Annotated in this window: 8 protein-coding genes; 1 reads left to right on the top strand and 7 read right to left on the bottom strand. The window is 56.6% G+C overall.

All coding sequences use genetic code 11. From position 1 onward, the window contains the following. Positions 1-20: 20 nt before the first annotated feature. From HMPREF2836_RS02350 to HMPREF2836_RS02325, 6 genes are all read right to left on the bottom strand, one after another. On the bottom strand, positions 21-362 hold the full coding sequence (locus HMPREF2836_RS02350) for a PLDc N-terminal domain-containing protein (RefSeq protein ID WP_070629361.1): 342 nt from the start codon (positions 360-362) through the stop codon (positions 21-23). 199 nt (positions 363-561) lie between these two features. Continuing rightward, positions 562-2,124, bottom strand: coding sequence for an alanine/glycine:cation symporter family protein (locus HMPREF2836_RS02345; protein WP_049345755.1), 1,563 nt, complete (start codon positions 2,122-2,124; stop codon positions 562-564). Between the two features lie 337 nt (positions 2,125-2,461). Continuing rightward, entirely contained in the window at positions 2,462-5,812 is a 3,351-nt protein-coding gene (gene lysX / locus HMPREF2836_RS02340) for a bifunctional lysylphosphatidylglycerol synthetase/lysine--tRNA ligase LysX (protein WP_083309146.1), read from the bottom strand. A 52-nt stretch (positions 5,813-5,864) separates the two neighbouring features. Beyond that, a complete protein-coding gene (nhaA, locus tag HMPREF2836_RS02335; RefSeq protein WP_049357181.1) occupies positions 5,865-7,217 on the bottom strand; it encodes a Na+/H+ antiporter NhaA in 1,353 nt (450 codons plus the stop codon). Between the two features lie 243 nt (positions 7,218-7,460). Next, positions 7,461-7,985 (bottom strand): ferritin, encoded by a 525-nt coding sequence (locus tag HMPREF2836_RS02330; RefSeq protein WP_049357179.1) that lies wholly within the window; start codon positions 7,983-7,985, stop codon positions 7,461-7,463. Between the two features lie 535 nt (positions 7,986-8,520). Beyond that, entirely contained in the window at positions 8,521-9,072 is a 552-nt protein-coding gene (locus HMPREF2836_RS02325; RefSeq protein WP_141752094.1) for a MarR family winged helix-turn-helix transcriptional regulator, read from the bottom strand. A gap of 1,466 nt (positions 9,073-10,538) precedes the next feature. Here HMPREF2836_RS02325 and HMPREF2836_RS02320 point away from each other — a divergent pair. Beyond that, the gene (locus tag HMPREF2836_RS02320) at positions 10,539-11,162 is read left to right on the top strand and encodes a superoxide dismutase (RefSeq protein WP_005507370.1); all 624 of its coding nucleotides are present in this window, start codon (positions 10,539-10,541) and stop codon (positions 11,160-11,162) included. 135 nt (positions 11,163-11,297) lie between these two features. Here the strand turns inward: HMPREF2836_RS02320 and HMPREF2836_RS02315 are convergent. Further along, a partial coding sequence (locus tag HMPREF2836_RS02315) for an ATP-binding cassette domain-containing protein (RefSeq protein WP_141752097.1) occupies positions 11,298-12,347 on the bottom strand: 1,050 nt, incomplete at its 5' end.

Genomic DNA, 12,347 nt, shown 5'->3' with positions numbered 1-12,347 from the left:
TTGAGAGAGTGTGACCTTCGTTACTTAGAGGTGGTGGAGGGTTCAGAAAGAGCCTCCGAGGCGCTATTGGGGGCACTACCGGACACTCCACCGGAAGTAGCCGCATCGGACGCAACCGCGGAACCCCGCGCCATACGCTCGTTTTCGGCACGCTCCCGATCAATGCGTTCCAGACGCGCGCGCAACAACCACGTCACCGGACCCACATACGGCAGGCACAGCACCAGCAGAAGCCACTTCAGCTTCTGCACCTCCGAAAAATGCGGGTTCCGATGAATCGTCACCAAGCACAGCAGCGCCAACGCAATACCCGCCAGAAAAATAACCGTGACCACCAATTCCAGTACGGCATGCCAATCCATAAGCCCTCCTAACATCCTTCCTAAGCATACAGACCCGGAGGAATCCACAAGCCCTCAGGGTAGTTCAAGGAGGCGTTCAGAGCCTACCCCGATGGGCAGCCCCATACGCCCCTCAAGCACGCAAAAGGGCCCGCCCCGCAACACAGCAGGACGGACCCTCCACAAAGCCTTACACAGAAACCTGCGTGTAGCTCACAAACTAGCGGCTAACCTTCTTAGCCTTCTTCGCAGCACGACGCTCAGCAGCCTTCGCATCATACTCAGCCCAGAACTCACGGGTAGTCACCGCATCAGTACCATCCCACGCCGCAAGATTCTTCAACTCAGGCATATCCGAAGCCTTGAAAATCGGCTCCAAACCAGCCTTACGCTGAGCCTCATAGTTCTTCAACACCGCAACAACCTGCGGAGTCATCAACAGAACCGCCGTCAAGTTCACAATCACCATGCCGGCATTCAACATATCCGCGGTAGTCCACACCAGATCCAGCGAAGAAATCGCGCCGAAGAACACAAACACGAGAACCAGCGCACGGAAAATATTCATCGGCAGCTTACGCTCAGTCACGAAACGCATATTCGACTCGCCGTAGTAGTAGTTACCAATCACAGTCGAGAACGCAAACATGAAAATCGCGATAGTCAGGAAGTGAACCGCCCAATCGCCCAGCTGCATAGCCAACGCCGACTGAGTCAGCGACGCACCACGAGAACGATCACCATAAGTCGGGTTCGACAGCAGAACAATAAACGCAGTCACAGTACACGCCATCATGGTGTCAAAGTAAACACCCAAAGTCTGCACGTAACCCTGCTTAGCCGGGTGAGAAATAGTAGCGGTCGCACCAGCGTTCGGAGCGGTACCCATACCCGCCTCATTAGTCAGCAGGCCACGCTTCATACCCCAAATCACGGCACCCATCGCGCCACCGGTCACAAACTCCTTAATACCAAAAGCACCCTGGAAAATCATCAGCAGCATCTCCGGAACCTTGCCAATGTTCAGCAGAACAACCAGCAGACCCAGCAGCAAATACAGCACCGCCATAATCGGCACCAGCCACTCAGTCACCGAAGAAATCGCGCGAATACCACCGAAAATAATAGCCGCAGTCAGCGCCACCATAATCAGACCAATAGTGATGCGGAAGCCCATCGAGTTAGTACCCGAAACATCAATGCTGAACGAGTTCGCCGCAGCATCCACCACAGCATTCGTCTGAACCGCCACAAACACGAACGCATAAGTGACCACAATGAACGCCACAAAGATGTAACCCATCCACGGAGCATTCAGGCCGCGCTTCATGTAGTACGCCGGACCACCAATATAGGAATCCTTACCGCGCTCCTTATACAGCTGACCCAGAAGGGACTCCGCAAAAGCAGAAGCCGCACCAACAGCAGCAATAACCCACATCCAGAACACAGCACCCGGGCCGCCCATAGCAATAGCCAAAGCAACACCCGCAACAGTACCGGTACCCACACGAGAAGCCGCCGAAACAGTAAACGCACGGAACGAAGAAATGCTCTTCTTACCGTCAGCCTCACGAGCAACCGGGTCACCCAGGACGCGGATCATTTCCTTAATGGAACGCCACTGCACACCGCGAGTGCGGATCGTAATGTACAGACCAGCCGCAATCAGAGCGTAGTAGAGGAAATTACTCCACATCCAGTTCTGCACGGCATCCACGGAGGAAGTCAGTTCCGCAGTCTGCGTATTAATGTCCCCGATGATATTCAGAAGAAAATCCACTCGGCACTCCAATCTTGAAAGCAAAAAGCCCGCACGCTCAAATCCGAAAGACGGACAACGTGTGGGCTACATTGCTGGGTAGCGCGGACTCAAAGCCGCGTAACGGAGACAGATACACTCCGTATGATTAGTCACCTCATTGTGGGGTGCGCAACCCTCACGGAGCAACTTAAAAAAGGGGTCAAATGCAAAATGTAACGAATACTTAATATATGGACAGAGTAAATATAGACTCCGTGGAGGTGTTGACGGCACCGGCAGGGCGGGCACAACAAGCCCGGCACAAGGTACAAAACCTCGCACCGGGCTTAGCGGTGAAGCGGGGGCATCGGATGGGCTATGAGCGTTCAGGCTTCACAAACGGGAACGACAACACCCCACGAATTTGCGTCTGAGCCAAAAGCATCACCAAACGGTCCACGCCCAGACCCAACCCACCCGTCGGCGGCATACCCGTCTCCAAGGCGTAAAGGAAATCCTCATCCACCTCCATCGCCTCCAGATCACCCGAAGCCGCCTTCAACGACTGTTCCGTCAGACGCTCACGCTGCACCAGCGGGTCCGCCAGCTCAGAATAAGCACAGCCCATCTCCATGCCGTTAATCACCAAATCCCAACGCTCCGCCAAACCCGGAACACTACGATGCGGCGCCGCAAGCGGACTCGTCTCGGCAGGGAAATCCGTATAGAACGTCGGCTCCACCGTATGTGCCTCAACCAGCTCACCATACAGCTCCTCAACGATGGCACCCGGACCCATACCCTCATGAACACGCACACCGTGCTGCTGCGCCAAAGCCAGCAGCTCCTCAAAATCCGTCTGCACATCCACGCGGCGACCCAGTGCCTCCGACAGAGCATCACACACCGACACCACACGCCACGGGCCCGACACATCACGCACCACGCGCTCGCTCGAAGCCTTATGACCCAGCGGCAACGACACCGAACCAAACACCGCCTGAGCGGCATCCTTAATCAGACGCTCCGTCAACTCGCGCATCTGCACATAATCCGCGTACGGACGATACGCCTCAAGCACCGTAAACTCCGGATTATGGGTCGCGTCAGCACCCTCATTACGGAAATCACGACCCAGCTCATACACCGGACCGCTACCGCCCACCACCAGACGCTTCAGGTACAGCTCCGGCGCAATACGCAACGTCAAATCCTCACCGTACGCATTGATATACGTGCGGAAAGGGCGCGCGCTCGCGCCACCGTGCACCGTATGCAGAATCGGGGTCTCCACCTCAAGGAAGCCCTCCGCATCCAGTCGGGCACGCAGCGCCTTAATGACCGCGGTACGCAGACGCAGATTCTGCATCTGATCCGGATGCACCAACAGGTCCGTGGAACGGCGACGCAGACGCGCCTCCGGGTCAGTAAAGGAGTCGAAGGGGATGGGGTGCAGGCTCTTCGACGCCATGTGCCAGGAGGTGGCAATCAGCGATTGGGTACCGTTACGGCTCACCCCGTAGGTACCCTGCACGGTGATGATGTCACCGGTATCCAGGTTGCGGGAGGCAAGGCTCAGCGGGCGCTCGCCCACCAGACTGCGCTCCATGACGACCTGCAGGGTTTCACCCCCTTCAATCAGAGTTGCAAAGAGGACCCCACCGTGGTTGCGAAGCGTGCGAATACGCCCCGAAACCATGAATTCCGAATCTGGAATATTTTCAGAAGAGAATATACGCAGGGCATCCTTCACGCCCAGAATAGGCGCACCATTACTGCGTATCTCACCACCCAGCGGATACGGATCCATGCCCGCCGCACGCAGCGCCTCCAGATGGCGCAGACGGTGCTGAGTCTGATCGCTACGCGACACCTCAGGAAGCTCTTCCACAGAAGCGAGCTGCATCTGGCGAAGAGCCTCCAGCTCATCTGTAGAAAGAACCTGCTCCTGATCCTGCAAACGGCGCGCCGACAGATTCGGCAAAAAGCCCTCCGCCATACCCGACGCAACCACAACATTCGCCATCGCCAACGTCGGCTCCGTCGCCAAAAAACGAGGAACCCACAGCGGGGCAAACTTCAGATTGAAACGATACAGGCGGCGCAACTGCAGAAAACGATCCAGCACACCCAAAGAGCGGGAAGCAAAACGGTTCCACGCCGACGCACCCACCTGATCAGCAGCCTCAAAAATATGGCCAAACATCGCAAAATTCAGCGACACCCGACGCACACCCAAAGACACCGCCTGCTCCATCAGCGACGCCACCATAAACTCCACCACACCATTAGGTGCCTCAGGGGAGCGACGCATAACATCCAAAGACAGCCCCGTAGGACCCCACGGAACGAACGACAGCAGAGCCACCATCTGATCAGCCTCATCATGAGCCGACACCAGAACAGACGAAGAATCCGCCGGATCATTCACACGATTCAGCGCCATCGAGAAGCCGCGCTCCATACGCCCATGACGCCACGCCGAAATATTCTCTGCAACCTGCTGACGCTGCTGCTCATCCAACTCTGCAAAGCGACGCATCTGCGCCGTGTACCCTCCGCGACGCACACGCTGAACCGCCTGACGTACCGGTAGCATCGACGTGTCATTGAGCGTGAAACGGTCCGCCTCAAGGACCGCCTCCTCACCCATCTGAATAATCGACAGACCCGCACGGTTATAGGCGCGCGCACCCGCCTCACTCACGCTCAGCGCTGCAGGAACCCAACCATAGCTACGTGCCTGTAGCATCCACTGCTCAATCGCGGCGTCCCACGCATCAGGGTCACCCACCGGGTCGCTCGACGCCAAGCACACCGACCCCACCGAACGGTACGTAATCGCCGCCCTTTGATCCGGAGAGAAAATCACCTGCTTATCGCGACGCGTCGCAAAATAGGAGAGCGAGTCATTGGCACCGTACTGCTGTAGCAGAGCGCGAATCTTCAGCTCCTTCTCGCCGGTCCACGCATCCGGGGCACGGTAACCGCGCGCCAACAGGTACAGTGCCGCAACGAGCGAGGCGCCGTAACCGAAAGAAGCCAAAAAAGCGACCACATCGGCAGACCACACGCCAGGATGGGTACGCTCAATACCCATGCCGTGCATCAGCAACTCCCACGGGGTCACCGAACGCAACGGCTCCCACACACCAATGTGGCAGAGGTACCAGAGCACCAGAGTGGTCAGCAGGATACCGCCAGCCGCCGTAGCCGCCGCACCCACCCACGAGAGGCGACCAATACGCGCCGGGAACGCCGAACGAATCGAGAAAAGGAAAGGCACCAGCGCGCACGCAAACACGATGGAGAGCGTATCGACCGTCGAGGAGAAAATACGGTCCTTCGGCATGATCCCCGCGGGGAACACCAGAGTGAATGCGCTATGGCTGGCGATCAGCACACCAAGCATCTGAAAAACGATGGCTGCAATGAGAGCGGCACGCTTGCGCACAATCAGCCCGGACACAAGCACAATCATCGTGATGGCGCTGGGTAGCGTGTGCGTGGAGGGAATATTCAGCAGGTCAGCGGTGACTTCCCACCAAGTGAAGCCGCGACCGTGCCGCAGAGGAGAAATAATCCACGCGAACGTGGTCAGTAGCGCGGCAAAGGAATACACCCCAATCACCACGCGTGCTGATATCTCTGCATACCTTGAAGGAGGCGCGGGCGCCTGCCCTGCTCGTGCTGTACGGCGACGTGAGGTAGTGCGGTGAGACATCATTATCAGCGGGGGATTGGGGTGTAGGGAAGGTACTAGACCTTAGGAGTTCTTGCTAGGCTTCGGTCTTCGGGTCACGGTAGGTGCCCTCGAAGACGTCGGGGATGCCGTTGTCGTCAGCGTCCACGCTTTCCTTCTCAGCCAGGGCACGGTAGTGCTTGTTACGGCGTGAAAGGATGATGGCACCGACAATCGCGGCGAGCACGGAACCGAAGAGAATCGCAATCTTTGCATCCTCGGTGTGCGGGGAGCCGTGCGGGAAGGACAGCTCAGCCACCAGTAGGGATACGGTGAAGCCGATACCGCCGGTTGCAGCCAGGCCGACCACGTCAATCCAGGCGACGTCCGGGTCGAGGTTAGCGTTCTTGAAGCGGGTCACGAGCCAGGTGGTGCCGAAAATACCGATGGTTTTACCGGCAACCAGTGCAACCATAATGCCGACTGCCACGGAGTCGGTGAGGGCGCGTCCGAGGCCTTCAAAGCCGCCAACGGCCACACCCGCGCTGAAGAACGCGAAGACGGGCACGCAGATGCCCGTGGAGAGGGGGCGGAAGCGATGCTCCAGCACCTCTGCCAGACCGTGTTCTGCGTGTGCCGCCTCGGAGCGTGCGGACATCTTCACGGGCACCAGGAAGCCCAGAACCACGCCGGAAATGGTGGCGTGAATACCGGACTCGAGGAAGAGTGCCCAGGTGATGATGCCCAGGGGCAACAGCAGAACCCATGCGGCGAGAGGCTTCAGATGCAGCATGGTCTCGCCACGGTAGGCGATGAACGCGAAAAGTGCGAGCGGAATCAGTGCGAAGAGTAGGTACTCGCCGTGGAAGTTATTGGTGTAGAAGATCGCGATAATGCAGATTGCGATCAGGTCGTCGACCACAGCCAGGGTCAGCAGGAAGACGCGCATCGCCGAGGGGAGGAAAGTACCCACGGCGGCGAGCACGGACACCGCAAACGCAATATCGGTTGCGGTGGGGATAGCCCAGCCGTGCAGTGCGGTGGGGCTGGTGAAGTTCAGTGCCGTATAGATAATTGCGGGCACTGCAACACCACCAAAGGCAGCCGCAATCGGAACAATAGCGGTGGAAGGCGACTTGAGGTCACCAATCACGAATTCCTTCTTCAGCTCCAGGCCGGTGAGGAAGAAGAAAACAACGAGCAGACCGTCTGCCGCCCAGGTTCCGATGCTCATCTGCAGGTGGTTGAAGCCGGGGATGACCGGGCCAACAACGGTGTCTCGCAGACCGAAGTAGAAGCTGGATGCGGGGGTGTTGGCGAGTACTACTGCCAGCACCGTCGCAATCAGAAGTACGGTACCGCCGACTGATTCTGCACGCAGAATGTCGGCTACGCGGCGTGAGTTGCTATATGAGCCGCGGCTGAGGGTATCTGGGTTGGTGTGAGTCATTCTCTCCTCTTTCTGCCGCGATATTATGCGGCATCTAAGGCTTTTAAGTTTACTCTGCACTGTATGAGCATTCGAGTACCCGCTGGCGGCTTTTAGCTCCTGGACGGTGCACCGCGGTGTGCTTTCATGGCGTATATGCATAAACGTTCCGCCCTCCCCACGGCGTGTGGGGAGGGCGGAACGTTTAATATTTTGCAGATATTCTGCGTGGTCGACTAGGTGTCTAGCCGCCTGAACGCAAGATTAGGAACCAGCGATTGCGGGTGCACCGGACTCCTGGCCGTGGTCGTGTGCCAGCTCGCGTGCAACGTAGTTCTCCAGGTCGAAGAGGTTGCCGTTTGCGCGCTTCACGATGGTCACCAGGGTCTCCATGGTTGCAACTTCCTCAACCTGCTCCTTCAGGAACCAGAGGATGAACTGCTCGCCCAGTGCGTAGTTCTCAGCGCGTGCTGCGGAGAACAGAGCCTCGATCTGACCGGTGACAACCTTCTCCTGTGCCAGGGACATGTCAACGATTTCCTGAACGTTCGCGAAGTCGTTCTTCACAGCGGGAACAGCGGGGATCTCGACCTTGTGGCCGCGGTCCAGCTTGTACTGAACCATCATGAGTGCGTGCTCGCGCTCTTCGAGGGACTGCTGGTAGAAGAACTTAGCCAGCTGGGGCAGGTCCTCACCGTCGAGCCAGATAGCCATGGACAGGTACTGGTGAGATGCTGCGAACTCGTGGCCAATCTGCTCGTTCAGAAGGTCGTAGAAAGACTTAGACATATGGTTTCTCCTTATATGGTGGTTGCTTTTAGGTGCCGGGATGGCGCGGTGCAACCTGTTGATATTTATCGTAAGGGGTAGGGTGCGTCATGTACAGAGAGAAAAGGCTAATCGGTGAATCAGATAAGGTACCCCTGACATATTGTCACCACAACCCTTAGTGTGGATGCCCTGAATACTTTCTTTGGATTGAGTGGTATTGGGTGCGTTTCCTTGAGATTTCGCGGTTTAAAGCGGCATTAGATACCCCAACATCCCGCGTACATGCATGATGCTCCGGCGCCCGACAGCCGGTCATCCGACATTTCAAAGCGGTACGTGATACCGCAAAAATTTTTTAAAATTCTTCGCATGTATCGATGCCCGGGGCAACTTTAGGCGGTTTTAAGGTTCATGCGTACCGCAGTGCTCGCGACTGCAAGAGCCTATTTAAGAAATCTGTTAAAGAGATAAGGCACGTTCCCAATGGGAATGTGCCTTATCTCTGGTTCTCTCAACTCTCACCGGGGCGAATCTTACCTGAGGGCGGAGGAGGTTATTGTGTGGGGTAGTTCCCACGCTGCAGTGCATCAATCGAGATGACGTTTGAGGGGGTGTTGCCGAGGACTGCCTCGCCGATTTCTGCGAGATGCTCAACCTGTTCGGTGGTCAGGTGGTCGAAAATCTGGCGGCGTACTTCGCTCACGTGGCCGGGTGCGACCTCCTGCACCTTCTGCTCGCCTGCGGGGAGCAAGTGGCAGATGCTGACGCGGCGGTCTTCTGCACTGAGGGAACGGCGGACGTAACCGTCCTTCTCCAGGCGTGCCACAACGCGGGAGAGGCGTGCCGGGAGGGTGTTGGTAGTAACTGCCAGCTCGGTCATGGTGAGGGAATGATCCTTGGACTCGGAGAGCATCGCGAGCACCATGTATTCGACAAAGCTAATGCCAGCTTCGCTCTGCAGCTGGTTTTCCAGTTTGCGGGTGAGGCTGAAGATGATGGAGCTGATAAAGAGCCAGCCTTCTCGCTCTTGCGGAGAGAGCCACTGGATGGATTCGCTGTGTGCGGTATTGTCAGACCGCTGCGCAGACGTGGTTGGTATGGGCACGGGATTGGTTCCTCTTTTATCGGATATGGAGCTCCCTTATTAAGGGGAGGTGTGGTGTGCTGGCACCCATTGTAGCGAAAGGTCTTGCCCAGTAACCCTAAATTGGTACGGTCAAGTAATGGTTGACACTTTGGTGCTAATTTTTTGGAGGGTGCTAGGGTCATCTTTTTGCACGCAGTGACTATAAAAACCTTGGGTAGACAAGTGATGCGCGACATATTTAAAAAGATTTCCGGTACAAGTATAGATGAGAACGTACCAAGAAGCATACTCATGAATTGAGCCAACTTCCGCGGAATATCAAGGTTTTTAGGGGTGTGGGTGAAAATTCTAGGGAGTGTAAAGAGCTTACCAAGGGTGAAAAATAACGAAACGATAACAAAATTTTTAAAAAAATCTCGGTTTTGGCTTTGCAACCGTAATGAAACCGTGTACACTAATTACATAACGGGGTCGAAGGAAGCCTCCGAGGCGAGACCGGAAGCTCGCTTCGATAGGTTCGACTCTCTATTTATCGGTGATTGTCGTCGGTGTACGAGTAACTCGTATTTCTACCGACGGATGTGCGGTGCGGGTGCAGTTCGTGGTTGGGCTGCATTCCGTACCGTATCTTTTTAACTCGAATTTCTATCAACTCACTCTAAGAGCATCCAATGGTCGGGTGCTCTTTTTCTTTGCCCTCATAGGGATTAGCAAGAGCGCCCCTGCGAACTAGGGGAGGAGCATGAATTGAGGGGTCTGCGTACCTGCACTGCGCACCTTGCAGCTGTGGTGTTGCTGCGCCGTATCGCGCCAGGAATGTTATCCATAGGGGTTATCCACAATGGTTATCCACAGTGTGGAGAACTTACACGCATGTGATTTGGTGAAGCTGGCGATGGTGGCAATGCAAGATGCAAAGAGGGGCCCAGTCGAAAAATTCTTGTAATTACAGGCTTTCGAGGCTGTTAAAAGCGAGGGTAAGTTATTAAACAGAAGACCTTTTCACCTTTAAAACCGCGGAACCCGAAAATTTCCACAGCTGTGGATAACCCGGTGCACTTAATCCACCGCCTCCGGCGTAAGGAGGCGCGTAAGATCGCTCGGCGGCCCTGTTAGTACTCAATATTTTGGCTAGTAGAAGGAAAAACACCCCGAATGAGGGCGAAAATTCTGCAGTTTATCCCCCGCGCATCCCCAAAATAGGATGTTATCCACAGTAGTTATCCACAGTGTGGAGAACTTACAACTCTGTTATTCACATGAGTGCATACCCCGGTATTTCAAGGCAGAATAGGGTGCCGACCCCGAAAAGCCTGTTGATACACAGGATTATCCACAGGTGTGGGGAAAAGTCTTCGCCTGAAATCCACATGCTCAAGCGAGGTCTTACATAAATGTGACGCACCCCAACTCATGAAAAGTAAAGTAAACGCTACGCTGGTAATCTTTAATACAAGCCAAGTTTTCTAATGAAAGGCATCATCATGGCTGAAAAGTACACCCTCCCCGAGCTCCCCTACGACTACGCGGCGCTCGAGCCCCACATCTCCGCAAAGATCATGGAGCTGCACCACGACAAGCACCACGCAGCATACGTTGCAGGCGCTAACGCAGCTCTCGAGCAGCTCGAAGAGGCACGCGAGAACGGTGCATACGGCAACGTCTCCAAGCTCTCCAAGGACCTGGCGTTCAACCTGGGTGGCCACACCAACCACTCCATCTTCTGGAACAATCTGTCCCCCGAGGGTGGCGACAAGCCCACCGGCGAGCTGGCAGCAGCAATCGACGAGTTCTTCGGATCCTTCGACAAGTTCCGTGAGCACTTCACCAACGTTGCACTGACCATTCAGGGCTCCGGCTGGGCAATCCTCGCATGGGACACCGTTGGCAAGCGCCTCATCATCGAGCAGCTTTACGACCAGCAGGGCAACATCTCCGTTGCACTGATTCCCGTTCTGCAGCTGGACATGTGGGAGCACGCATTCTACCTGGACTACCAGAACGTCAAGGGCGAGTACGTCAAGGCATTCTGGAACATTGTGAACTGGGCTGACGTTCAGGCTCGCTTCGAGCGCGCAGTGTCCCAGACCAAGGGCCTGGTCCTCTAATCTAAGTTTTCGTCAGCGCGGTGAAGTAGCCGCGGTGAGGTAACTGAAACGGGTGTCCGGCGCCTCCATATTCGGAGGTGCCGGGCACCCGTTCGTTGTATTCAGATGCTGCCCCGCGGGGTTGGGTGCAGAACCCTAGAGCGCCAGCGTGCGGTCAATGCGGATGCGGCGGCAGAAATCCTCATCGTGGCTCACCACGATGAGCGCACCGGTGTAGGCTTCGAGTGCCTGCACCAGCCAATCCACCGAAGAAATATCGAGGTTATTCGTCGGCTCATCCAGCATGAGAAGTTGCGGCACCGGGTCGGCCAGAAGCACCTGCGCCACCGCCGCGCGGAAACGCTCACCACCGGAGAGCTCGCCGGTCTTGTGGTGCACGCTCTCGCGACGGAAGAGCAGGCGCGCCAGCTGGTCACGCAGATGCTGTTCGCTCACGCCGGGGTTAGCCCGCTGCACGCACTGCAGAAGAGTGAGCTCCGGGTCAAGGCTAATGCGCTGGGGAATGTAGGCCCCCTCGATGCAATAGCCGACGCGGTAGGTGGGCTGCACGGGGGAGCGGTACTCCGGGTCTTTGGCGTGGGCGATGGCCTCGAGGAGGGTGGTCTTGCCGCTGCCATTCGCGCCGGTGATGCGCAGGTGCTCGGGGCCGCTGAGAATCAGGTGTTCTGGGCGTTCCGCCGGGGTTCCCTGATTGCTCTCGCTATCAGCCTCGGCAGGTGAAAAATGCAGAGAATCAACCTTAGTGGGTTGCTTAATGGCAAATGTTTCACGTGAAACCCGAAAATCAACACGGTGAGAATCAACCCTGTGCAGCTCCAGTACCTTGCGCCCCGCGGGTAGGGGCTGCTGGCTCAGTTCGGCGTAGATCTTCTCCTGCACGCGCACCTCATCCTGGGCGTTCTGGTATGCCTCCTGAGCCTGCTCCTGCTTGCCGATGCGCAGAACTCGAAGCTTTGCCGCCGCCTGACGTGAGGCGTCCTTGGTGAGGGCAAGAATCGTATCCGGCTGGTCGTCCTTCCAGACCTGTGCCATGTTCTTCGAGATAATCTCCTGCGCCTGCACCCACTCACGATGCGCCGAACGCACCCGGTTCTTCGCCTCGCTCACGCGACGCTGAGCCGCCTGCTGTTCGGTGTCCAGTGCCTGCCGGTATGTGCTGTAGTTACCCTCGAAGAGGCGCAGATG

The organism is Rothia sp. HMSC065C12, assembly GCF_001812085.1.
Classification (GTDB): domain Bacteria; phylum Actinomycetota; class Actinomycetes; order Actinomycetales; family Micrococcaceae; genus Rothia; species Rothia mucilaginosa.
The sequence above is the reverse complement of the archived record's forward strand: the minus strand, read 5'-3'. Positions and strand labels throughout refer to the sequence as shown.